Source organism: Clostridium moutaii (assembly GCF_041205085.1).
GTDB classification, from domain to species: domain Bacteria; phylum Bacillota; class Clostridia; order Clostridiales; family Clostridiaceae; genus Clostridium_B; species Clostridium_B moutaii.
On record NZ_JBGEWD010000001.1, the window covers coordinates 257766 to 283633 of the forward strand.

The following is a 25868-nucleotide window of genomic DNA, read 5'->3' on the forward strand; positions in this document are numbered from 1 at the left end:
CCAGAGATAAGCACTGCTACGCCCCTGGACAAGTTCTTCCAGGATTCAGGTGCGAAAAAGCATTCCTTATGAGCAGCCTCCACCTGAATCTAAGAATCGCTTAACATTAATATGCTGCGCTTTTTTCTAAACAATCCATATGGTATGCGTAGTACAGCTTATTTATAGCATTTATAAAGGCTATCCCACTGGCTTCTATAATATCAGTACTAACTCCTTTAGATGAAAATATTCTATCCTCTTTTTTAATTTTCACAGTAACTTCTCCCAATGCATCTTTTCCACTGCCCACAGATTTAATAAAATAATCATCCAAGACAACTTTTATACCTGTAGCTTTTTCAATGGCCTTAAAGGTAGCATCTACCGGTCCATCTCCACAGGAGGCCTCCCTTATGATCTTTCCATTATACCCTATTTCCACAGTGGAAGTTGACATTACTGCATTTCCTGTGGAAACCTGATAATTTTCCAGTTTAAATACCTCAGGTACGTGGAATATTTCATTTTTCACAAGACTTTCTATATCTTCATCTGACACCTGCTTTTTCTTATCCGCCAAATCCTTGAATTTCTTGAAAATCTCATCTGTCTTGTCACTGCTTAAGCCCTCATATCCAAGCTCCATTAAATGCTGAAGGAAAGCATGTCTTCCTGAATGTTTTCCAAGTACTATAATACTTTTTTTCAATCCCACTGATTCCGGAGTCATAATTTCATAGGTTTCTCTGCAATTTAATACTCCATGCTGGTGTATACCTGACTCATGTGCAAAAGCATTTACTCCTACCACTGCCTTATTGCTTTGAACATGCACCCCTGTTATATGGCTTACAAGTCCACTGGTCTTAATTATTTCCTCCGTTACAATATCCGTATGACAGTTAAAATAGTTCGATCTGGTTTTAATAGCCATGACAATTTCCTCTAAAGCAGCATTTCCTGCCCTCTCCCCTAAGCCATTTACAGCACACTCTATTTGAGCCGCACCATTTTCAATAGCTGCCAGGGAGTTTGCCACGGCCATGCCCAGGTCATCATGACAGTGAACACTTATAATTGCTCTGTCTATATTTGGTACATTATTCTTGATACCTTTTATAAATGCACCAAACTGACTTGGAGTGGAATATCCCACTGTATCTGGTATATTTATTATATCTGCACCGGCATCTATGGCAGCCTCAACCACCTTATACAAAAATTCCGGATTACTCCTTGTGGCATCTTCCGGTGAAAATTCCACACTTGGACATAAGCTTTTAGCATATTTTACTGTATCCACTGCTTTTTTTAGAACTTCTTCTGGTTCCATTTTCAATTTGTATTTCATATGAAGATCCGAGGTTGCAATAAAAACGTGGATTCTAGGTTTTTTAGCATATTTTAAAGCTTCCCATGCACAGCTTATATCTTTATTTACAGCCCTGGCAAGTCCTACTATAACAGGATTTTGTATATTCTCGGCAATAGCTTTTACTGCTTCGAAATCCCCGTTGGAGGCTGCTGGAAATCCAGCTTCTATAACATCCACATTTAATTTTTCAAGTTGTCTTGCAATAGTCACCTTATCATTCTTATTCAGGCTTACCTTTGGAGTTTGTTCTCCATCCCGCAGTGTAGTATCGAATATATATATTTTATTTGTCATAATAATATTCCTCCATTCTATTTTCCATAATTCGCTGGTTTCTATTTAATTTTTTATTTATATAAAACAAGTTTTCACTGGCCAGTTAAAAACTTCTTCCTTCACTTTTAAATACACAAAAAACAGACTCCTCTATGGGGCGAGAAGTCTGTTCGCGGTGCCACCCAATTTTTTACTCAATTCAATAACGGTTTTTATACCGATAAAGCTTACTGTTATTTCAGCTTACAGCTCCAGGGTGAGTTCAACATATATCCATTTACAGGTTTTCACCATTACCACCTGCTCTCTTTAAAATAAACATTATATTTACTACTCCCTATCACGGCCTGTATATTTTCATTTTTAAAAATCAACACTTGCAATTATTTCCATAAGGTTAATATAAAAAAACAGATCTCTCTATGGGGCGAGAAATCTGTTCGCGGTACCACCCAATTTTTACTCAATTCATTAACGGCATCTGCCGACACAGCCTACTATTATTTCAGCCTGCAACTCCAGGGCGAGTTCAATATGTAATATTTACGGTTTTCCACCTTCTCCCGCTCTCTTTAAAATATACATCATATCTACTAATCCCTATCCAAGTTTTTTATTAACTATAAATATGATAATAAGTATATTATAGTTCAAACTTATTGTCAATAGTTATTTTAAAATTTATTATAAAGAAAACTTATTTAACTTTTCCTTCAGATCTTTCGAAGATTGTCCTAATTCTTTGGCCAGTTCTTTAACATCTCTCATTTTTTCTTTTACCTCGGAAGTTGAGGCCGTTATCTCTTCTGATGAAGCGGATATTTCTTCAGTAACCGAGAGTATTGAATCCATTGATGAATTCACCACATCCTTGTTTTTATACACCTGGCTTATTTTATCTACATTTTTTTCAATAATGGGAGGCATGCTTTTTATAAATTCAATTACCCTGCCCAAAGTTTGCTTTGTGTTATTTATAGTAGCTATCTGAGACTGTGCAGCTTTTCCATAAACCTCCACACTGCTTACCGAAATATTTATACTGCCCATTAGATCTTTTATAAGCGAATTTATCTGTTTAACCGAATTGGAAGTCTCATTGGACAATTCCTTGATTTGATCTGCTACTACGGCAAATCCTTTTCCAGCTTCCCCTGCCCTGGCAGATTCTATAGAAGCATTAAGTGAAAGTAAATTTATTTCATTTGAGATCTCCTCTATAGTACTTACTATACCTACTATATCATTGGATTTATTTATTAACTGCTTTATATTATCATTTGTCTCCTTGGCTGCAGTTATATTTTCCGAATTTTTGTTTTCCAGTTCTGTAAGTATATCTATGATATTTGAATTCAGTTTACCTGCCTGTGAAGCTCCATCTTCCATGGTGATACTATTCGCTTTAACTTCATCTACATTTTCCGATAAAATATTCATATTTTCAACGCTGTTTTGCATATCTTTCGCCGAATTGTTTATAGCGGAAGATATTTCTTCCATAGCTTCTTTTATTCCATTGGAATTTTCAAATGTAGCTGTAGTGGATGAATTTATAAGCTCTACTTTTTCATCTATAACAGTGGACAACTGCTTTATATTTATCAATAAATTCCTTATTTCGTCTATCATCTTGTTAAATACTCTGCCAATGTATCCTATTTCATCTTTACTATTCACATTGACCTTTACAGATGATATATTACCTTCTGCTGCCATGCTCATAGAATTTATTATCTGGCTCAGTGGATTCACCTTCTTATTCATAAGTCTCCTTATAAATAATATGGAAATCAATAATATAATTACAGATATTGTACAGATAATAAGCAAAATTTTATAAACAGGTTTGTAAAAATCCTCATCATAACATCCTACATTTATGTACCAATCCCAGGGTTCAAAATATGCCACTGCATTTACCTTAGGCCTTTCACGGGTTTCCCCAGGGTTTTTCCAGTTAAAATGCACTATTCCTCCATCTTTAGGATTCCTGGCTTCATCCATTATAAGCTGTATCAATTTATTTCCATCTGAGTCTTCAACCTTGGATATGTCTTCTCCCTCTTTATAGGGATGCATCTCCTCTATTCCCTTGCTGTTGATTGCATACATATATGCCCCTATGTTTAATTCCAATTTTGAATTAAGTCCCCTTGTTTTTCCATCAGCTTGTTTTGGATTCAGCATCTGGCTTCTAAATATCTCCTGTGCCTCCGGTCTTGTGAGCTTTTTCTTTTGTACCTGTTTTTCCAGGGTATTCATCATAGCAAGTCCCATTTGAATTCTATTTTTTATAGCAGTTTGTCCTAATTCAGTCAATGCATTTTTTGCGCTAAAAAAGGCAACAGTTCCTATAAGAGCTACAGAAAAAACAATTAATATGAAGAACTGTAAATAAGATCGAAAAAAGCTTTTGCTTAATTCATTGTTTTTTAAATTTTTTTTCATAACAATCTCCCTTAGGTGTAAATATAAATTTGAATATTTAAAATTTATGAAAATTATATAGCTTTTATATAAAATTATATAATTTCCCAAATAATTAACCGATTATATATTATTACAAAACATGATAAAAATCAACAATTTGCAGAAATCTGAATCATATTTATTAAAATTCCCCTATAAAAATACTTTATTTTGAATTACTTTTACCGATTTTCAGCTTTTTTTGATTCAATTTTTTGGCTATACTCATAAAATAGGAGCCTGTTCTTTTTCTAGCATCCTACCTTCTGCATACTGAGAATAACCTCCAATGCCAATCCTTGAATATGTAAAGGTTATCAGCCATTTCAAAATCCATACAACTTTTAATAATCTGTAAAATTACTGAGATGAATTACATTTATAACAGGTTCCTCGTAAGGGTGGACCTGTTTTATAGTACTCACAGCTTTTTCTATAATATCACTTTTGCAGCAAAATTCTATTTTACACTCTGTTTCCCTGCTGACCTTTCCAATGTTACCTAAAAATGGATTTGCTCCTTCTAATGGACGCCAGTATCCTGTAACTTTTGATACAGACATGCAGTTGTCATAATTCCCCCCAATACTAAGGGCTCCAATGGAATTCAAGCTTCTTCTCAGTATGTCAACATAATTTTCCGGTATAAATATCTCTACTTTAAAAATTTCATATTTCAACAACAATCACCTCTGTTTAATTTTTCACAAATATTTTTAAATTGACGAATCCAAACAAGCTCTTGCTGGGATTCGTCAATTGCGGCAATACAAATAAATACTATTTATCTATTAGTTTATACAGAACCTGTGTGCCGCAGTCACCTTTACCTTCTTTCTCCAATTCATCATACAGCGATTTTGAAAGTTTCAGTGCCGGAGTTTCCAGATTCATATCCTTGGCTTCGCTTAAAGCTATGTTCATATCCTTTATAAAGTGTTTTACATAAAACCCAGGTTCAAAATCTCCCTTTATCATTCTAGGAGCCAGATTGCTTAGAGACCAGCTGGCGGCAGCTCCCGTCTCTATACTTTTAAGAACCCTTTCAGGATCCAGTCCGGATTTCTCTGCATATGCAATTGTTTCACACACTCCCATCATATTTCCGGCTATGGCTATTTGGTTACACATTTTAGTATGTTGTCCTGATCCTGCTTTACCCTGCCATACTATATTTTTTCCCATAAGCTTAAAAATAGGAAGAACTTTTTCAAATATTTCCTTGTCTCCCCCAACCATAATGGAGAGGGCACCATTTTTAGCACCTACATCTCCACCTGAAACAGGAGCATCTAGAGAATATACACCCTTCTTTTTAGCTTCATTATATATTTTTTTTGCAAGAGAAGGTTTGGATGTGGTCATATCCACTACAATTCCATCTTTTCTTATATTTTCAAGTACGCCATCTTTTCCCAGATAAACTTCTTCTACATCTTTAGGATATCCCACTATGGAAATGACAATATCCGCTTCTTTTGCAACATCTGCCGGTGTATCTCTCCACTTTGCCCCATTTGCAATGAGATTATCGCCTTTAGATTTTGTCCTGTTATAAACCAGTAAATCATAACCTCCTCTTAAAATATTGGAAGCCATACTGTTTCCCATTACTCCTAATCCAATAAATCCTATAATTGGTTTATCATTTTTCATAAAATAATCCCACCTTTGTTTGATTTAGATTTTAAAAAAGATTTGAAAAAAATTCTTGGATTGCATTTATTATCTTGGTAAAAAATCCCTGTGTCTGTTGACTTGACAGATTTCCCTTTAATTGATCCGCCACACTGCTCAGCTGTCCCTTTATATCTCCGAAATTCAAATTCAATCCATTTATTTTTGTCATAAGGGAAGTTATTTTGTCAATATCACCAGTGCTCAGGTTTAAATTGTAATTGTTAGTTACATTTTCAACTATCTGCCTTACTCCCTCTTCTGTCTTAGGCTTTTCTTTAACTACCTGGGTTTTTATATCATTTATAAGTCCTGCAGCTTTATCCTTCCCTATTTTATCCCCCAAATTTCCTGTAGTCATCAATTCATCATTTGCAGCTTCCTTTTTATCTTCATCAATTTTATTTCCGCTGCTGCTGCTTTCAAAGCCCTTTAAAATTCCAGTAAGTGCTGCAGTTCCAGACACATTGAAAGGAGCTGACACTTTTACATTTGCATTTTTTATACCTGCTGTTATAAGTGCATTTTTTATCATACTGCTGCTTACCCAGTATATATTATTGGTAGTTACATTTAAACCTCCGCTTGAAGTTGGTTCCACATATGAACTGGATATGGATTTAGTTCCTATTTGTTCACTGGTTGCAACATTTCCCAGGTATTTTCTCTCCTCATCTATATTCACTTCTATTACATTTACATCCTGCCTGGTAACTCCAAAGTATTTAAGCATATCATCTTTTTGCTGTTCTGTAAGATCCCCACCTAAAGTTACAACTTTGTAAGCATCTGCATGAACTCTGGTATTGCCAAAAGATGAAAATAAGCTCAGAGCCATAAGCATTATTATGAATTTACTAAAAATTGTTTTAAGTTTCATAATTTAAAACTCCTTTTTAATTAGTTTTATAAAGTGATTCTTAAGTACGGTTGAATTTACCCATAAGAAATGTTTTTCGTGCCGCACCTTAGAAGAACTTATTCAGGGTCACATCGCTTATCATTCCCAACTTTAAAAAAGCTGGAGGTGTCAGCAATAGTAGCCATGGTATAAATATTAAAATATCTATCATTAAATATAATATACTATATTTATCAATAAAAGAAGTATAAAATTAATATATAAAAAATAGAGCTGCTTCAATAGGAATTGTAAAAATACTATATACAGTAATTTAAGGGGGATTATCCCCCTTATTAAGTTCTTGAAATTGTAAAGTATTCTGCACCTGTAATTTCATCCGAGTAATTGGATATATTGTAGTCACCTGAAATTTTATACTGATCTATTATCTGCCTTAAGGCCTTTGGAACATCATAGATCTCTGAATTATAGTTTAATATCTTAATACTCATGTACTGCTGCTTTTTAATTAAACTATTCTTCAATAGATTGTAAAAATCATTATAATTATTTACAGCCTTTATATCATTGCCGTATGCATCTTTTTCAACTACATTTAAATTATCAAAGCTGTAATCCGTACTATTGCACTGAGGATATTTTGATTTGTCCCATATATGATTTTTTGCAAGTTGATTGTCTGTTATGTTAAAGTATGAATGGGAGATCAAATGAGAACCGTCACTTGTAACAGGGTCATCCCAGGTAGAATCAAGTTCATAATATTTTCCTTGAATTTTTACTATATTCCAGGCATGATCCACCCAGCCATCTCCATCATTTGCCTTTCCTATTACCATTTGACACTCTATGCCAGCTGCTGTAAGGAGCCTGTCCATTGCATCCGCATAACCCTGGCAAACACCAACTCCATTTATTAAAATTCCATAGGCTGTATATGAATCATCAGGAAGGTTCACACTCCTGTCATAATCAGCATTATTTACCACATAATCGTGAAGTGCAAGTTCTTTTTGATAATCTTTCATCCCGGAATTTGTAATGTTATTTACTATTTCAGAAGCCTTATCCTGTAATTCACTTTCCTTTTTTATCAAGTTTTGTTTTGTATCGCTGTATTTGAAATTAATACTCATTTTTACAGGATTAGTGCCCTGAAGATTTGCCCCTGCACTTAAATACCAATCACGCAAATTAGGATTATCATCTAATACATCATCTATGACATTTAGGTCATAAGTATTTTTATCATAATTGCTTATATTTAAAACCAGAGTATCTTTATAATTTGAAAGAGCTTCTTTCAAAGCATTATAATATTGTGTATAATTTTGTACTGAAACTTCGTTCTCAGAAACATCTTCATTTACTGTAAAATTATATTTTACTCCTTGACCCAATTGTTGCCCATTGGTGGATTTTAAATTATCATCTACTACCAAGACATAATTTTTACCAGGCACATATGAATTTTGAGGAGAAATTTTTACTGAGTTAGGTTCTGTATTTACAATATTAATCTGAACAGGCTGATTGTTGTCCTGTTCATACACCTTAATAGAACTTTCAGCTAAATTCACATCCACATTTCTATTAAAAGTAATAGTCCATGTCTTACTCTTGTCCACACTAGCAATGGCACCATTATTCCAAACTTTATAATTTTCTGCTGCATAACAATTCCTGCCATAGAATAATACTGACAGCATCAGCAGAGTTAATACAATTTTATATAATTTTTTTGACATAATACCTCTCCGCAAAATCACTATTTTTTAATTTCATATACCAGATAATAAGTTTCATCCATACCTAATGATTTATAAGTGTTTTTTGCCTTCTCATTGTTTTTTTCCACATAAAGTCTTAAGCTATATACATTATTATCTGAATCTGCAACAGACTTTACATGTTTAAATAATTTTTTATATATACCTTGTCCTCTATAATTCTTATTTACATAAACACTTTGTATCCACCAATAATTTGCATTTCTCCAGTCACTCCATTCTTTAGTAAGCATCATCTGTCCCACTACCATACCATCTTTTTCATATACAAAATAAGCTCCATTTTTATCATCCAGTAAGGCCTTTTCCACGCCTTTTTTTAATATGTTTTTATCAAGTCCTAAATTTTCCGTTTCTTTAGCCAAATTGTAATTATACTCTACAATTGTATCCAGATCACTTAATTTCCCTTTTCTTATCATTTGAGCACCTCCTATAGATTAATATGTAATAACTAATTATATTACATATTAATACTATAAGTATATATACCTTTCTTAATTTATTCAAATCGCAGGGCATCTATTGGTTTTAGGTTTGAAGCCTTATAAGCTGGAAATATTCCAAATACAATTCCCACTATCAGTGAAAAAGAAAAGGACACTGCAATCACCGGTAATGAAAAAACTACTGATATTCCAGATATTGAGATGATTTTTCCTATACAAAGTCCAAATAATACACCTGCTACACCTCCCAATGAACTCAATACCAGTGATTCAATTAAAAATTGAATCAATATATCTTTCTTGGATCCCCCAAGAGCTTTTCTGATACCTATTTCCTTGGTACGTTCCGATACAGACACCAGCATAACATTCATCACTCCTATTCCCCCTACAATCAGGGATATAGCTGCTATTCCTCCTAATAGATAAGTCATAGTGTGGGTTATGGAGCTCATAGTATCCAGCAATTGTTTTTGACTTGTCACCCTGTCTGAACTCGTGGTATTGGATTTAAAATAGTTTAATAAATATTGATTTACCTCATTGGTTACGAGATCCACATTTTCATCTCCAGAAGATTTAATATAGACGCTCTGAACATTTCTAGTTCCTGCAAGTTCTATAGATGTTGTAGCTGGAACAATTACCATGTCATCTGTATTGTTTCCCATAGAATTTCCCTGAGTTTTTAATACTCCCACCACTTTATATGTACTTCCATCTATATCTATATCTTTTTTCACAGGATCGGTAAACCCGTACAACTGCTGTGCTATATCAGATCCTAAAATTGCAACTTTATTCCTGTAATCCACATCCAGATCCGCTATAAACCTGCCTTCTGAAATATTCATATTTCTCACATCAAGAAAATTCGAGGTAGTACCTGTTACAGTTGTATTTTCCGATTGTTTGTTTACTTTAACAGAAGCATTTGTGGAAATAACAGGCGCAACCTTATCTACCCCTTGAATCTTTTCAATACTTTTTACATTATCCAGTGTGAATTGTTTATTTCCGTTTGCAGAAGTATTTGCCATAATAAGATTGGTTCCAAGAGATTGAACCTGGGAAGTTATTTGCTCTGTAGAACCGCTGCCCATTCCCACAAGTATTATTACTGAAGAAATTCCTATAATAATTCCTATCATAGTGAGAATAGATCTTAATTTATTACTTTTTATATTTTTTATAGCCAGCTTCACTGTCTGAAAAAATTTCATTCAATCTCCCCTCCTTAAGAACACAACTTGCCGTCTTCCATGGTAATAATTCTCTTAGCTCGCTTTGCAACTTTTAAATCATGGGTTATCAGTATAACTGTTTGTCCGCTATCATTCATTTTCGCTATCATCTGCATAATCTCACTGCTTGTCTTGCTATCAAGTGCACCGGTAGGTTCATCTGCCAGTATAACCCTGGGATTTCCGACTAATGCCCTGGCAATGGCAACTCTTTGCTGCTGTCCTCCTGAAAGTTGATTTGGCCTGTGATATTCCCTATTTTCCAGTCCTACCCTATTGAGGCATCCAAGTGAAAGTTCTCTAGCTTTTTTCTCAGGCATTCCCCTATATAAAAGGGGGACCTCCACATTTTCCACTGCATTTAATTTTGAAAGTAAATTAAAACTTTGAAATATAAATCCTATTTCTTTATTCCTGATTTCCGTAAGCCCGGATTCCTTCAATTTACTTATATCCGTATCATCAAATATGTATTTTCCGGAATCACACACATCCAGACAGCCCAGTATATTCATAAGAGTTGATTTTCCTGAACCTGACGGACCTACAATTGACACAAATTCCCCTTCATCTATATTCAGATTAATATTATCAAGAGCTTTTATTGTAGTATCTCCCATAGTATAAGATTTGCACAAATTACAAATATTTATCATAGCACTTCTCCTCTCCGCTATAAACTATGAACTGTGAATTAAATAAAAGCTCACTTTGACTGTCTGCCTCCCTGAGCCTGTTTACCTGACCCAGTGTTTCCCATCATACGGAATCCATTTCTTCCATTTGTATTAGAAGAATTTTGAGCAGTACTTTGAGTCTGGGGTAATTGCACTTGCTCTCCTTCTGTAAGGCCGCTGACTATCTCCACCATTGTCCCATTACTAATACCCGTTTTAACTTCTTTAAACTTTGTTTTTCCTTTTTCGTCACTTGTTATAACATATTTTTTATCACCGGAATCTTTTATGGCCTCTATTGGTACTGCTAGTACATTTTCTTTAGAAGCTGTTGCTATTGAAGCTTCAGTAGACATTCCCACTTTTATGTCGTGTATTTCATCAAAAGATATGGTTACATTAAAGTTGGAGACTCCGTTTGTATACTCCCCCTGCTGGCTTATATCTTTTACAGTACCTGTAAATTTCACATCTGGAAATGCATTGACTTTTATATCCGCTTTCTGTCCAACTTTCAAATTTGGTAAATCCGTTTCATCTACAGATACCACAGTATAGAAATTTTTATTGTCAAACATGTTTAAAAGCTGCTGATCCGCATTTATACTATCTCCTGGACTTACATACACATCACTGATAATTCCATCATAAGGAGCTGTTATAGGAGCACTTCCATTTTGGAAGGTAACAAGCTCATCTCCTGCATTTACCGCTTGATCCTTGCTGACAAGTACAGAAGCTACAGTATCCCTGTACTGTGATTTAATAACATCACTTTCGGCTGATAAGACACTGCCTGATCCTGAAACAGTACTCTTAATGTTTGTAATAGAGGCTTTTGACCTTGAAAACTGTGATGACTTGCTTTTTGATGCTGCTCTGGCTGTAATGTTTTTATAAGTTACTATACCTAAAATTCCGATTATAGCCACCGCTATTACACCAATAGTTATTTTTTTCATAATTATCTACCCTTTCTGCAATTTTAATATATAACCACCTATACAACATAATTTAAAACAACTATGACACAATACTGTTACAAATCAATTAACATTTTAAGTCAAATTTATGAATATTTTTTTAACTTTTAAAAGATGCTTTATGGGAGAAAGATATTTTAAGTAAAGCAGGAGTGATAATGGTAGTAAGTATTACAACTATCAAAGTTGGAAGAAATATTTTCTCTGATATTATATTGTTTTGAAGCCCTATATTTGCTGTAATTATAGCAACCTCGCCTCTTGAAACCATACCCACACCAATTTGGATAGACTCTGCCCTGCTCATTTTCAAAGCCCTTGCAGCACAGCCACAGCCCACTATTTTGCCCATTACAGCGGCTATAAACATAACAAATGCAATAAAAACAACTTCTAGATTTAACCCTCTGAGATTTGCTTCAATACCTACGCTTGCAAAAAATACAAGAGATAAAAATCCTGAGGATATTGCCTTTATATTTCTCTCAAGATAAGCTCTATGTGAAATATTTGAAAGTACAAGGCCACATATATATGTACCTGTAATAGCCGCTATACCCATGGATTCAGCTATATATGCCCCCAAAAATGCAAATGCCAGTGAAAATATAAGAATTTCCTTTCCTGGTTTTATTCTGCCAAGGAATTTATTTATATATTTAGGCAAATACATTGTTCCCAGTATGGAAAATCCACAAAATAAAATTGCCTTTATAAGAACAAAAATAATGGTCATGCTTCCTGAAGGCGATGTTTCCGAACCAGATGTCTGTGCCACTGCAATCACCACAGATATAAGTATAAGACCTAATATATCATCTATTACAGCAGCCCCCAAAATATTTGTTCCCACCCTTGTATTTAATTTACCCAGTTCCTTAAGTGTTTCTACAGTGATACTAACACTTGTTGCAGTTAAAATTACTCCTATAAATATATTTTCCAAAAAATTGCTGAAGAATATATAGGCACTTAAAGTACCTAAAATAAATGGTAAAACAATTCCCGCAACTGCAATTATAAATGAAGATAATCCTGCCTTTTTAAATTCTTCAATATTAGTTTCAATGCCGACTAAAAACATAAGTATTATTACTCCAAGATTAGAAAGCAATTTTATATTGTCATTATATTGAATGATATTTAGAGCAATAGGTCCAAGTATTATACCAGCAATAAGCTCCCCCAATACTTCAGGCATTTTTAATTTTCTGGCAATTATTCCTCCTGTCTTTGTAAATATAAGAATCAATGAAATATCCAACAGTGTTTTCTCCATGATACACTTCCTTTTTTTAACTAAAAAAAGGGTGGAAAGTTCTAAAAGAACTTTCCACCCCAAAAGTCATATTTATCTTGAAAACAAATAAAATTTGTCCAACCGAAACACAATTATTTTTAACTCAATTAATGTTATATTATCATAATCATAGTAATTGTTCAACATTTCATTAATTTAAAGCTCCCATTTTTTTGCGGAGATTTTTATATGTTTCTTTTAATTGTTCCTCTGCTTTATCCTGATCCCCTATGGGTTCCACCTTTATTGCACAGTATTTGTATTCAGGAGTTTTTGATATGGGATCCAGGTTATCTACAGTAAGCTCATTGCATGCACCTATCCACCACTGATAAGTCATATATGTTGACCCTTTCATTACCCTGTCCGTAACATACGCCCTTGTAATTACAGATCCTCTCCTTGAAGATGCCCTTACCAACTGTCCATCTTTTATATTCAAGTTTTCTGCATCCTCAGGACTCATCTGTATCCTTCCAGGCTCATCTTCAAGCTGCTGAAGTGCACGGCAGTTTCCTGTCATGGTTCTCACTGAATAATGACCTATCTCCCTTACCGTACATAAGCTGAGTGGATACTCACTGTCCGGTGATTCCTGGGTAGGCCTCCATTCAGATGCAAATAAAATGCCCTTTTTACTTGGAGTGCTGAACTCATTATTTTCATATAGATAAGGAGTACCAGGATGATCTTCCGAAGGGCAAGGCCATAGCACCCCATCCAGGCTTTCTACCTTCTCATAAGTTGCACCTGCAAATTTAGGACAAAGTCCTATAAGTTCATCCCATATTTCTTTTGTATTATCATAGTGCATTTCATATCCCATAGCTGAAGATATCTCACAAATTATCTGCCAATCGTGCTTAACATCACCACTTGGTTCAACTGCCTTGTTAAATTTTTGAAATCCCCTGTCCGCACAGCTGTATACGCCTTCATGTTCACCCCAGGAAGTTGCAGGTAATATTACATCTGCGCGCAAAGTTGTTTTATTCATAAATATATCCTGAACCACTAAGAATTCCAATTCATCTAAAGCTTTTTTAAGATCATTTGAATTTGGATCGCTTTGAATAGAATCCTCTCCCATAATATAGTATGCTTTTAGTTTATGATTTTGAAGTACCAATTGAGGGACCTCAGTTATATGGTATCCTATTTTATCTGGAAGTTTTTCAACTCCCCATGCTTTTTCAAATTTCTTCCTTACATTTTCATCCGTTACACTTTGATATCCAGGAAAAACATTGGGAAGTGCACCCATGTCACAGGCGCCCTGTACATTATTTTGACCTCTTACAGGTCCTATTCCTACACTTGGTCTTCCATAATTTCCTGTAAGCAGAGCAAGTGAAGCCAATCCTTTCACCACATCCACAGCTTGACCAAATTGACATACCCCCATACCATAAAGTATCATAGGATTTTTAGCGGCGGCATACATTTTCATGGCCTTTTTTATCTTTTCTGCTGGGACTCTTGATATTTTCTCTACATATTCAGGTGTGTATTTTTTTAATACTTTACTGTATTCTTCAAAACCCTCCGTATATTTTTCAACATACTCTTTATTATACAAGCCCTCATTTATAAGAACATTTGCAAAACCGTTTACAAGAGCCATATTGGTACCGCCTTTTAGCGTAAGCCATAGATCTGAAATTCTTACACTTTCCGTTATTCTGGGATCAACAACAACTATCTTTGCACCTTTTTCCCTTGCCTTTACTACTCTTCTTGCAACTATAGGATGGGACTCCGCCGGATTATAACCAAAAATAAAAATCAAATCTGCATTGTCAATTTCAGGAATGCTATTGGACATGGCGCCATTACCAAGTACGCTAGCAAGCCCTGCTACAGATGGCGCATGACAGACTCTAGCACAATTATCCACATTATTTGTTCCTATAACTGCTCTCATAAATTTCTGCATAATATAATTTGCTTCATTGCCCGGACCCCTGGAACAGCCTGTACCCATTATTGAATCAGCACCATACTTATTTTTTATTTCCGTAAGTTTTTCAGAAGTATATTTTATAGCTTCTTCCCAGCTGACTTCTGCTAAATCCCCATTTTTCCTTATCATAGGTTTTTTTATTCGTGAAGTCAATATTTTGGGATCATTTAAAAAATCCCATCCATAATAGCCTTTAAGGCACAAGCTCCCTTCATTAGTTCTGCCCAATGCAGGTTCCGCCCTTTTAATCTTGCCATCTTCAACAATCAAATACAGTCTGCAACCAGCACCACAGTAAGGACAAACAGTTAAAACTTTACTCTCCATAATAATTACCCCATTTTAATTATATTTTTATATAAATATCTATTATAATAGTATCACTAAGTGGTGTATTATTTCAATTATTAATAGATCTTATTTTATTATGAAATACCATTGCACCTTATTAATAATTTGACATGGACTTTTACAAAAGTTATACTAAATTTAAAATATCTTATAACATGGAGGATAAGCATGAAAAACACAGTATTTTTAAACTCTGAAAAGATAAATTTTGATAATAAAATTGACTTTTCAAAGTTAAGTGAGTTTACTAAAGTTACATTATATAATAGCAGTACTGAAGATGAAATTCTTAAAAGGGTTGAAAATCAAAATATTGTTGTAACTAAAGAGCTTCCTTTAAACGGAAACTTAATATCCAAATTTCCACCTTCTGTAGAACTTATCTGTGAAGCTGGTACAGGTTATAACAATATAGATACAAAAACTGCCGGTGAAAAAAACATCATGGTTTGTAATGTGCCCGGTTACAGTACAGATGCCGTAGCCCAGCTTGCCATAACTTTCATATTGAATTTATGTTCATCTCTTGTTCTGCAGCAAGTCATGTTAAATGAAAAGGATTTTGATAATTTTACCAGGGATCTCCAAGTATCTCATTCTGAAATAAAAGGCAAAATCCTTGGAGTAATTGGCGCAGGTGCCATAGGTCAGCGGGTAATAAAAACAGCTTTAAATCTGGGTATGAAAGTTTTAGTATACAACAGAAGTTTAAAACCAATTGCAAATGTAAAATTTGTTACTTTGGAAGAACTGTTAGGTAACAGTGACTTTGTAACAATTCATTGTCCTCTTACAGAAAATACAAAATATCTCATAGATAAAGATAAATTAAAACTTATGAAATCTTCTTCCTTTATTATAAACACCGCAAGAGGTCCTATAATAAATGAAAAAGATCTAATAGAAGCATTACATAATAAGACAATTGCAGGTGCAGCCCTTGACGTTCAGGAACATGAACCATTTGATTTAAATAATCCTCTGTTTTCAATGAGAAATGTTATCTTAACTCCACACATAGGCTGCAAATGTATTGAAACAAGACAGAGACTTGTAGAACTTTTAGGCAATAATATTAAAGCTTTTATAAATAAAAATCCGATTAATTCAGTGAACAGTTAATAGCTGTTCACCTTTTTATTTTTTAAGTTGCTTTTTAAAGTATAGAGTTCTATACTTTAAAAAGTGTTTATAATTGACAATTTAAATTCTTTATGGGTGGTGGTGTTATGATGACAATAAAAATCACATTATTGTGTATCGCAGCATTCTTTGCTGCATTTGTAGATTCCATAGCAGGCGGAGGAGGTATAATAAGCCTTCCGGCCTTTTTGATGACAGGCATTTCTCCTCATATGGCACTGGGCACAAATAAATTTTCATCAACCTGTGCCTCTTTTACCAGTTCAATGAAATTTGCACAATCTGGTAAGGTAGATTTTAAAATATTAAGATTTCTAGCGCCTTTTACTTTGGTGGGTTCTATAATAGGTGCCCATACTATGTTAAATATTGATGCTAAATATCTAAACACTATAGTTTTAATACTCCTACTTATGGTAAGCGCCTATAGTATATTTTCTAAAAATGTTGGGATGGAAGATAAATTTACAGGATTAAAGAAAAAGCTTGTATTTCTTGGTATTTTATTGGCTTTTAGTCTAGGCTTTTATGATGGTTTCTTTGGCCCGGGCACAGGTTCCTTTTTAATATTCGGACTCATATATATTTTTAATTTTGATTTTGTGCGTGCCAGTGGAAATGCCAAAGTTTTAAACTTTACAAGCAATATATCCTCTTTGGCAGTGTTTTTAATTAATGGACAAATTGATTATAGACTTGGAATACCTGCAGCCATTTCCATGGTTATAGGTTCTAGATTAGGTGCAAAGACAGCTCTTTTAAAAGGTTCAAAGCTTATAAAACCAATATTTATAACCATATCTTTATGTCTGGCTGTAAAAATACTTTATGGAATTGTAAAATAATTCAATGTGAACTGTGTATAACTAAAAAACCCCAGAAGGGGGTTTTTTATTAAATTAAAATATTCAGGTCATAATCAAAAGCTTTCATTATATACCCATTTTTCCAGAGGCTTACGTTCAGTGCTGTGCCTATCCGGTGATGCAGGCCGCCCTTTTGCATATCCCACACCTATAATGCTGACTGGCTCCACATTATCTGGTATGTTGAATTCATCTTTAATTGCCTTGGGATCCAGATAACCTACCCAGATAGTGCCTAGTCCCAGTTCCTCTGCCTGAAGTACAATATGAGTACCTACTATTCCGGCATCTATATCTCCAATATCTTTACTGTCAAAAGGCCTTTTCCATGACTGATTACGATCTACGCATATAATTATAGCCAATGGGGCTCCATAAACATTTGCCCCCTTTTTGAGTTTTTCAAGATTTCTTTCCGTTTTAACTACAATAAGCCTTTGAGGTTGGATATTTCCGGCTGTAGGTGCTACCCTAGCTGCCTCTAATATTTGGGAGAGCTTCTCATCTTCTACTTTTTCATTCTCATATTTACGAACAGAATAACGCTTTTTGCTAAGCTGTAAAAAATCCATTTAAATCACTCCTTATATAATATGGTATATATATATTATATTCCTAAATTATGTATTTTCAAATATTAACACTGGTTGAAGTTGTAAACTATATTATATATAATAAGTATTATTCCTCTATTCAACATTTAAGTATTTCTATATAAACAATAAAAATAATCATATAAGGTGGTATAGCAATGGACTCATTAAAAAAAAGAATCTTGAAAGATGGGCTTGTAATTGACAAAAATATTTTAAAGGTAGATTCCTTTTTAAATCATCAAGTGGACTTAAGCTTAATGTATGAAATAGGCACCTATTTTAAGAATCACTTTGAAGAAACCAGGCCCACAAAAATATTTACAGTTGAAAGTTCGGGAATTGCCCCTGCAGCCATGACGGCGCTTCAGATGAAACTTCCTATGGTGATATTAAAAAAAGAAGCTTCAAAAATTTTAAATGACAATTTATATCAGACTATTATACACTCATTTACTAAATCCATAGATTATAATTTGACTTTATCCAAAAAATACATTACTGCGAAAGACAGAATTTTAATTATAGATGATTTTCTAGCCAAAGGAGAAGCCGCTTCAGGAGCTATACGTCTGGTTGAATCCGCTGGGGCTGAAGTTTCAGGCATAGGTATAGTTATTGAAAAATCCTTTCAGCCAGGGAGAAAACTGCTGGAAGCAAAAGGATATAGAGTTTATTCCCTAGCTCGAATCAGCAGTTTGGAACAAAATTGCATAAAGTTTTGTTAAACTAAAAATACATATATTATTATTTCAAGGATAAGAGAATTACTGAAATCTATCCTTGAAATATAAAGCAGTTCCAAAATGCTGCCCAAAACTGTTATTATTTTAACTTAATCAGTTGATTATAATACATATTGTAATATACACCTTTTTTATTTATCAACTCATTATGATTTCCCATTTCTACTATTCTGCCATCATCTATCACCATTATAATATCTGAATATTTAATGGTATTAAGTCTGTGCGCAATGATAAAACTAGTCCTATTCTCCATAAGCTTCAACATGGCCTCTTGTATTTTAATCTCTGTCCTTGTATCTATATTACTTGTAGCTTCATCCAGAATAAGTATGGAGGGATTTGAAAGTACAGCTCTTGCTATAGATATAATCTGCCTTTCACCTTGACTTAGATTGCTTCCTCCCTCCTGGACAATGGTATCATATCCTCCAGGGAGTTTTTCAATAAATTGATCCGCACCTACTGATTCTGCAACCTTTTTTACCTGAAAATAATCTGCAGCCAGTTTTCCATATCTAATATTTTCAAATATGGTTCCTGTAAAAAGGTAGGTATCCTGCAGAACTATGCCAAAGCATTTTCTAAGGCTGTCTCTGGTGTAATCCCTGATATCCACATCATCAATATAAATCTTTCCGCTGGACACATCATAAAATCTATTGAGAAGATTTACAATGGTGGTTTTGCCTGCTCCCGTAGGCCCAACCAAGGCCACACTGGTACCCGGCTTTATTTCGAAACTTATATTTTTTAATATTTCAACATCTTCTCTATATCCAAAGCACACATTTTCGAAGACAATATGACCTCTGGCATTTTCAAGTATTTTTGCCCCGGCTGTATCTTTTAATTCCTCTTTTTCATCCAATATGTCAAATACCCTTTCTGCACCTGCTACTGCCGACTGAAGAGTATTAAATATACTGGCTATACTATTTAGAGGCCTTGTAAACTGTCTTGAATAGCTTAAAAAACTAGCTATGATCCCCACAGTTATAATATTCTTCAGGGCTAAAATTCCGCCTACTCCAGCTACCGCAGCAAAACCTATATTATTTATAACATTCATAAGTGGCATTAAAAAACCGGACAAAACTTGAGCTTTTAATCCCACCTTGCATAGTCTATGATTTATTCCACTAAATTCTTCTATGATTTTTTGTTCATGATTAAAAGCTTTTACTACTTGAAGCCCCGATATAGCCTCTTCTATATGCCCATTTAATTTTCCAAGTTCTATTTGCTGAGCTTTAAATAACGGACTTGTATTTTTTGTTATACTTTTGGTAAGTAAAAACACCAGGGGAACTGTAATAAGGCTTACAAAAGTTAAAATTGGGCTTAAAATAAGCATCATCACAAAAGATCCCAATACTGTCACTAATGCCGACATAAGCTGGGTAGTGGATTGTGATATGGTAGAACTTACATTTTCTATATCATTGGTGAGCCTGCTCATTATCTCTCCATGAGTATTTTTATCAAAAAAAGATATGGGAAGCTTCTGGAGTTTATCAAATAAATTTTTTCTAAGTCCTATAATTATTTTCTGAGCTGTTCCTGCCATAAGCCAGCCTTGAAAAAAAGTCAGTATACCATCTAGTATATATGTGAATAAAAGTAGTGCAGCCATTGTAAACAGCAGATTAAAGTCTACTTCGTCCTTTAATTTGGACATGGCATCAATAGATTTTCCTATAAAATAAGGTCCTAAAAGTGATACTATGGAATCCAGTATTACAAACATAAAAATTATAATTAAAAGTTTTCTTTCATTCCCAAAATATTTCCACAACCTAAATAGGGTTTTCTTAAAATTTCTGGGTTTTTCAACTGGCTTGATATTTCCCCTTCCTCTTAAACCTCTTCTTGGGCCAAACGGCATTCTTATACTGCTCCTATTATATTTGAATTTTTGTTCCATATATCATACTTTCCCCTTTCCAACCTGGGATAAAAAGATATCTTTATATACCTGGCAGCTTTTTATAAGATCTTCATGGCTTCCCATACCTGCCAATTTCCCATCATTGAGAACAATTATCTTGTCTGCGGATATTACAGATGATATTTTTTGGGCAATTATTATACAGGTCAGATAATTTGAATACTTTTTCAGTTTTTTTCTGATTCTAGTTTCCGTAGCTGCATCTACAGCACTGGTACAGTCATCCAGTATTAATATGGTAGGCCTTTTAACAAGTGCTCTTGCTATAGAAACCCTCTGTTTCTGACCTCCTGAAAAATTTACTCCGCCCTGACCAAGTCTTGTATCATACTTTTCTGGAAACTTTGAAATAAATTCATTTACTTCTGCAATTTCAGCAGCTTCTTTAACCTCTTCCAGAGAAGCACCTTCTTTTCCCCATCTTATATTCTCCAGTACACTTCCTGTAAACAGTATTGTTTCCTGAGGCACCAGGGCTATTCTATCCCTTAACATCTTCTCATCCATATCTTTTATATCCACTCCGTCAATTTTTATAATTCCAGAAGTAACATTATAAAACCTGGGAATTAAATTTACCAAGGTGCTTTTGCCTGAACCTGTGGCCCCTATAATCCCCACTGTTTCCCCTGGAATGCAGGTAAAACTGATATCTTCAATAACTTTATGACCATTGGCATAAGAAAAATTTACATTTTCAAATTCTATTTTTCCTCTTCCCTTAAATTTCAAAACGCCTCTATCTGAATCACTGCTGTTTTTTTCTTCGAATATTTCAGAAATTCTATTTGCGGAAGCCTTGGATCTTACAAATGTATTAAAAACTGCAGATATAATCATAATTGAATACAATATCTGGGTCATGTAATTTGTAAATGCAATTATCTGCCCCACTTTCATATTTCCGCTATTGACATATAAGCCTCCGATCCAAAGTACAGATACTATTCCCACATTTACAACCAAGTTTATACCTGGAGAAAATATGGACATCACCTGCATTGCCCTGGTAGACAATGCACCCAATTCTTCATTGGAGGTTTTAAACCTTTTATTTTCATAATCGGATCTGTTAAATGCCTTTACAACCCTTACTCCAGACAAGAATTCCCTCATTACGGAATTCACCCTGTCCAGGGCCTGCTGCACCTTTATAAAATAGGGATATCCAATACTCATATTTAAAAATATAAGTATAACTACAATTAATATTACAACAAAAATTATTGATGAAAGGCGCAAATTTAACCTGGAGGCCATAATAATACTTCCAATACATATTATAGGTGCCTTTACAGCTATCCTCATAAGGCCATTTACAAAGTTCTGAATTTGAGTTACATCATTTGTAAGTCTGGTTATAAGAGAACTTCTTTCAAATTTATCAATACTCTCGAAAGAAAAACTTTGAACCTTTTTAAATAAATCCTCTCTCAGTTCTGCGCTAAAATTCTGTGATACAGTTCCAGATAATATATTTCGGCCCGAGGCACCAACAGCCCCTATGGCTGTAATTCCGAGCATCAGCAAACCTTTTTTTACTATATAATCCATATTTTTATCTGCAACACCTATATCAACTATCTTTGACATTATAGTAGGCTGCATCAAATCACACAATGCTTCCACTGTAAGACATATTATTGCAAGGGAAAATCCTTTCCAATACTTATCCACATATTTTTTCATATATTTCAACCACATGCACCCCTAAAACTTATTTCATTAAAAATATATTTAAAATTATTATAAATCAAACCTAAATTATGTTATATAATATTACTATATCATATAACACTGGTATAATAGCAATATAAAGCTTAATTTACAGGAGTGATAAATTTGAATAAATACTTAAATAAGATTTCCTACTATTTTAGAAATAGCTATGGCATTGATAAACTTTCAACCCATCTTTATATAGCTGGATTTATATTTTCTTTATTTAGGCGCAGTGCCACCTTTGGCTTAGTATGCATAGTATATTCTACCTGGAGATGCCTTTCAAAAAACAAATACAGGAGACACAGGGAACTGGAAGCTTATGAAAATTTTATTTCTCCCCTGACTAGATGGTTTAAGGGATATAAAAGTTCAATTGACAACCACAGATATTACAAAATATTCAAATGTCCAAATTGCTCCCAGAAAATGAGAGTACCAAAACACAAGGGCAGGATAACCATAACCTGTAAAAACTGTGGAACTACTTTCAAGGGAAAATCATAAAATCTCTAAAATTCAAATCATTTAACTGGTTTGTCAACTAAAAATATAAGAGCAGGTGCTGTAATTGGGTGAAAGAAAAATATTTGTTTCAATTTTAAAATTCATAATGTTTATGTTCTGGCTGATATTTCAGTTTATAGCTATAGCACTTATATACAATATATTCAACATATTTTTCATATACTATTTCGTGTTTTTTGAAATTGTGAGTGCTATTTCTGTAATCCATCTAAACTATAAGGATAAAAATACATCTTATAAAATCAGTTGGATAGCATTAATACTATTGATTCCAATAGTAGGAGTTATTATTTATATCTTGTCCAGAGTTGGAATAAAGCGTAATTTTAATAAAATAAATAAAATAGAACTGGGTGAAAAAATATTTCCTGAAGAAAATCAATCCATGTTGTCACTGTTAAAAAAAGAAAACAAAACCCGCTATAACGAAACGAGGCTTATTAAAAATATAAGCGGGTACGGCACTTATTTCAATACAAAAATCATTTATTTTTCTTCTGGAGAAAGTATGTACAAAAAGTTCCTGGAGGAATTAAAAAAAGCGGATAAATTCATATTCCTTGAATACTTTATAATTTCAAAAGGCAATATGTGGGATGAAATTTTTGAAATATTAAAAGATAAAGCATGCAGTGGAGTTGAGGTGAGAATTTTAGTGGATTATATAGGTTCACTATTTGTCCTTCCAAAAGATTTTGAAAAGTCCCTGAGAGAAAACAATATAAAATTTAAAATTTTTAACCCTATAAAAATATTATTGAATGTGATGCTGAATTACAGGGATCACAGAAAAATGACAATAATTGACGGAAAAGTTGCCTTCACTGGAGGAATGAATATAGGTGATGAATATATAAATTCCTATAGAAAATATGGCTATTGGAAGGACATGGGAATATGTTTGAAGGGAGATGCAGTTTACAGTTTTACATCCATGTTCTTAAGGATGTGGCAGTCAATAACAAAGAAAAAAGAAGCCTTTAAAAAATACCAGTTCAAAACCAGGTTTGAAAAATATACGGGTGTTGTAGTCCCGTACAACAGCAGTCCTGAAGAGCATGACGATATAGCCGAAAATGTATACCTGAGCATTATAAACAGCGCCAAGAATTACATTTATATTACAACTCCCTACTTGATAATAGGGTATGAAATGGTATTGGCGCTTTCCCTGGCTGCCCAAAGGGGGGTTGATGTAAGAATAATAACTCCCTTTATACCTGATAAAAAGGCAGTACAAGTTCTTACAAGATCCCATTATGACAAACTGCTGGATTCAGGGGTAAAGATATATGAATACACACCTGGATTTATTCATGGGAAAATCTTTATTTCCGATGGAGAATGTGCCGTGGTTGGAACTATAAACATGGACTACAGGAGTTTGTATCTGCATTTTGAATGTGCAGCCTATATGTATGATGTCCCCATAATAGATGATATTTACAACGACTTTGTAAACACCATGAGTGTGTGCAGAAAAATAGAAAAGGAAGCCTGGGAAAAAAGATGCTTTTTAAAAAAGATTCTGGAATCCATTTTAAGGATGTTTGCTCCATTAGCATAATGAATTCTGCTGATGAGGTTCCCCTATTGTCCATAAACATCTGCATATTTTAAAAATTCTTATGATTTTAAATACCCTATAATGGTTACTCCTGATATATTTGCCAGTATATCCTCAATACCTCCCAAATCCACTGCTGCAATTACCGAGGTTTCCGGTCCTCCTGACTTTTCAATATCTATGCTGCACTTGTTTTCCATATAAAGTTTTAAGTTATTGTTTACTGCAAGCTGCCCTGCTTCATAGGCTATTCCTTTAGAGCCCACTGGAACTATTTCATATACAAAATCATTGTGCAATAATTTATATACTGTTTCATAATTCACTATTTCTTCATCACCTTCAAGATTTATTTCATCTCCCACTTTGGGTATGCCTACACTTATTATCACCGCTTCCCCTTTTATGCTGTTTACTTTTAAACTCTCAGTAACTGCTATACCTACAGCAGTTACTCCCAGCGCTGTAGAAGAGGTTTCAAAATTCTCCTCGGTACTGCCTGTGAGCACCACATCCCTGATATCTGCCTCTCTTAACTCCTCTTTTATTCCCTTAATTATCTCTAAACCCGTATTATTCATCTCATTGCAAATGGTATTTGTAATAGTAATGACCTCTGCCCCCGAGCAAATCACTTCTAATAAGACAACTCTGGCCGTTAACTTGCCCACGTAAAAAGGAGGTACGTTAAGTACATCCCCCTTTTTACCTCCAATACCTCCACAGCTGTCACAAGCTATAATCATAGTTCTTTTTTCATCCAAAGTTATTAAACTTAAATCCCTTATTTTTTTTACTTCCATAGCTTTATACTCCTTGGTAAAAACTTATATACAACATGTGCTATTAAAATATTCAATGCAGCCGCTAATATCAGCAGAGGAAGCATTGCCAATACAGCCCTGCCCATTATTGGTATGAGCATAAGCACTGATAATGGACCGTTTATTAAAATTCCCACTATGCTTGACATAATTATTGATATAATTTCATTTGACCTTGAAAAAAATTTATATGTGATTCCAAATAAAAGCATGGTAAGTGCCATATCCACCATAATGATCATATGTATGGGCAGACTAAGTGGAAATCCACTGATAGCTGCTGTGAGCAGATGTCCAATTGCTCCTATCAGTGCTCCATATAAAGGCCCCAGTATCAATGTACCCAGAAATCCAGCCATAGAGTCAAAGGCTATACTTCCTGCAATTTTTATATTTGCCCCTACAAAACTCATAGCTATAAAAAGTGCTATTATAACCAACTTTCTCGTTTTCATAATTTTATCATCCCCTTTTCAATTTTTGTAAAATATTATCTTTAGACACAATAGTCATACTGATGACTA

General features: G+C 34.1%; 22 protein-coding genes and 3 other annotated features. Of the genes, 5 read left to right on the plus strand and 17 right to left on the minus strand.

The genetic code is table 11. The features are described from left to right. Positions 1–106 precede the first annotated feature (106 nt). The 12 genes from AB8U03_RS01415 to fdhF all read right to left on the minus strand — a co-directional run bounded on the left by AB8U03_RS01415 (position 107) and on the right by fdhF (position 15380). The gene (locus tag AB8U03_RS01415; RefSeq protein ID WP_369702746.1) at positions 107–1651 is read right to left on the minus strand and encodes a 2-isopropylmalate synthase; all 1545 of its coding nucleotides are present in this window, start codon (positions 1649–1651) and stop codon (positions 107–109) included. 132 nt (positions 1652–1783) lie between these two features. Further along, positions 1784–1986 (minus strand) — a binding site (T-box leader). 67 nt (positions 1987–2053) lie between these two features. After that, positions 2054–2249: a binding site (T-box leader), on the minus strand. A 68-nt stretch (positions 2250–2317) separates the two neighbouring features. Beyond that, on the minus strand, positions 2318–4084 hold the full coding sequence (locus AB8U03_RS01420) for a methyl-accepting chemotaxis protein (protein WP_369702747.1): 1767 nt from the start codon (positions 4082–4084) through the stop codon (positions 2318–2320). A gap of 365 nt (positions 4085–4449) precedes the next feature. Next, the gene (locus AB8U03_RS01425; RefSeq protein ID WP_369702748.1) at positions 4450–4785 is read right to left on the minus strand and encodes a cytochrome C biogenesis protein; all 336 of its coding nucleotides are present in this window, start codon (positions 4783–4785) and stop codon (positions 4450–4452) included. A 100-nt stretch (positions 4786–4885) separates the two neighbouring features. Beyond that, the gene (locus tag AB8U03_RS01430; RefSeq protein ID WP_369702749.1) at positions 4886–5761 is read right to left on the minus strand and encodes an NAD(P)-dependent oxidoreductase; all 876 of its coding nucleotides are present in this window, start codon (positions 5759–5761) and stop codon (positions 4886–4888) included. Between the two features lie 31 nt (positions 5762–5792). Continuing rightward, entirely contained in the window at positions 5793–6662 is an 870-nt protein-coding gene (locus AB8U03_RS01435) for a DUF1002 domain-containing protein (protein ID WP_369702750.1), read from the minus strand. Between the two features lie 317 nt (positions 6663–6979). Further along, the gene (locus AB8U03_RS01440; protein WP_369702751.1) at positions 6980–8395 is read right to left on the minus strand and encodes a transglutaminase domain-containing protein; all 1416 of its coding nucleotides are present in this window, start codon (positions 8393–8395) and stop codon (positions 6980–6982) included. Positions 8396–8415: 20 nt separating this feature from the next. After that, positions 8416–8859, minus strand: coding sequence for a GNAT family N-acetyltransferase (locus AB8U03_RS01445; protein ID WP_369702752.1), 444 nt, complete (start codon positions 8857–8859; stop codon positions 8416–8418). A gap of 80 nt (positions 8860–8939) precedes the next feature. Continuing rightward, positions 8940–10109 carry an ABC transporter permease gene (locus AB8U03_RS01450; RefSeq protein ID WP_369702753.1) on the minus strand — a complete coding sequence of 390 codons (1170 nt, stop codon included), beginning with the start codon at positions 10107–10109 and terminating at the stop codon, positions 8940–8942. Positions 10110–10123: 14 nt separating this feature from the next. Further along, complete coding sequence (locus tag AB8U03_RS01455) at positions 10124–10786, minus strand: ABC transporter ATP-binding protein (RefSeq protein WP_369702754.1); 663 nt, start codon at positions 10784–10786, stop codon at positions 10124–10126. 50 nt (positions 10787–10836) lie between these two features. Next, a complete protein-coding gene (locus tag AB8U03_RS01460; RefSeq protein WP_369702755.1) occupies positions 10837–11769 on the minus strand; it encodes an efflux RND transporter periplasmic adaptor subunit in 933 nt (310 codons plus the stop codon). Positions 11770–11890: 121 nt separating this feature from the next. Then, positions 11891–13069: a cation:proton antiporter gene (locus tag AB8U03_RS01465; RefSeq protein WP_369702756.1), complete on the minus strand. Its 1179-nt coding sequence runs from the start codon at positions 13067–13069 to the stop codon at positions 11891–11893. A gap of 48 nt (positions 13070–13117) precedes the next feature. Next, positions 13118–13173, minus strand: a sequence feature (sodium ion sensor (DUF1646 type); this cis-regulatory element may regulate processes involved in with the transportation of sodium ions). Between the two features lie 68 nt (positions 13174–13241). After that, entirely contained in the window at positions 13242–15380 is a 2139-nt protein-coding gene (gene fdhF, locus AB8U03_RS01470) for a formate dehydrogenase subunit alpha (RefSeq protein ID WP_369702757.1), read from the minus strand. A 192-nt stretch (positions 15381–15572) separates the two neighbouring features. Here fdhF and AB8U03_RS01475 point away from each other — a divergent pair, with 192 nt between their 5' ends. Together AB8U03_RS01475 and AB8U03_RS01480 are read left to right on the plus strand one after the other, a co-directional pair. After that, positions 15573–16526, plus strand: a complete 954-nt coding sequence (locus AB8U03_RS01475; protein WP_369702758.1) for an NAD(P)-dependent oxidoreductase — start codon at positions 15573–15575, stop codon at positions 16524–16526. A gap of 110 nt (positions 16527–16636) precedes the next feature. After that, entirely contained in the window at positions 16637–17392 is a 756-nt protein-coding gene (locus AB8U03_RS01480; protein WP_369703014.1) for a TSUP family transporter, read from the plus strand. 74 nt (positions 17393–17466) lie between these two features. Here the strand turns inward: AB8U03_RS01480 and AB8U03_RS01485 are convergent, their stop codons facing one another. Then, positions 17467–17985 (minus strand): nitroreductase family protein, encoded by a 519-nt coding sequence (locus tag AB8U03_RS01485; RefSeq protein WP_369702759.1) that lies wholly within the window; start codon positions 17983–17985, stop codon positions 17467–17469. Positions 17986–18164: 179 nt separating this feature from the next. On the opposite strand from AB8U03_RS01485, the gene AB8U03_RS01490 reads away from it, so the two are divergent. Continuing rightward, complete coding sequence (locus tag AB8U03_RS01490) at positions 18165–18734, plus strand: xanthine phosphoribosyltransferase (RefSeq protein WP_369702760.1); 570 nt, start codon at positions 18165–18167, stop codon at positions 18732–18734. A 97-nt stretch (positions 18735–18831) separates the two neighbouring features. Here the strand turns inward: AB8U03_RS01490 and AB8U03_RS01495 are convergent, their stop codons facing one another. Continuing rightward, positions 18832–20679: an ABC transporter ATP-binding protein gene (locus AB8U03_RS01495; protein WP_369702761.1), complete on the minus strand. Its 1848-nt coding sequence runs from the start codon at positions 20677–20679 to the stop codon at positions 18832–18834. A 3-nt stretch (positions 20680–20682) separates the two neighbouring features. Continuing rightward, a complete protein-coding gene (locus AB8U03_RS01500) occupies positions 20683–22407 on the minus strand; it encodes an ABC transporter ATP-binding protein (RefSeq protein ID WP_369702762.1) in 1725 nt (574 codons plus the stop codon). Positions 22408–22545: 138 nt separating this feature from the next. On the opposite strand from AB8U03_RS01500, the gene AB8U03_RS01505 reads away from it, so the two are divergent. After that, positions 22546–22932 carry a hypothetical protein gene (locus AB8U03_RS01505; protein WP_369702763.1) on the plus strand — a complete coding sequence of 129 codons (387 nt, stop codon included), beginning with the start codon at positions 22546–22548 and terminating at the stop codon, positions 22930–22932. 64 nt (positions 22933–22996) lie between these two features. Then, positions 22997–24520 carry a cardiolipin synthase gene (gene cls, locus AB8U03_RS01510; protein ID WP_369702764.1) on the plus strand — a complete coding sequence of 508 codons (1524 nt, stop codon included), beginning with the start codon at positions 22997–22999 and terminating at the stop codon, positions 24518–24520. A gap of 59 nt (positions 24521–24579) precedes the next feature. Here the strand turns inward: cls and AB8U03_RS01515 are convergent, their stop codons facing one another. Both AB8U03_RS01515 and AB8U03_RS01520 read right to left on the minus strand, forming a co-directional pair. Beyond that, a complete protein-coding gene (locus tag AB8U03_RS01515) occupies positions 24580–25323 on the minus strand; it encodes an AIR synthase related protein (protein WP_369702765.1) in 744 nt (247 codons plus the stop codon). Beyond that, a complete protein-coding gene (locus tag AB8U03_RS01520) occupies positions 25314–25799 on the minus strand; it encodes an ECF transporter S component (RefSeq protein WP_369702766.1) in 486 nt (161 codons plus the stop codon). Before AB8U03_RS01520 ends, AB8U03_RS01515 begins: the two co-directional genes overlap by 10 nt. Positions 25800–25868 lie beyond the last annotated feature (69 nt).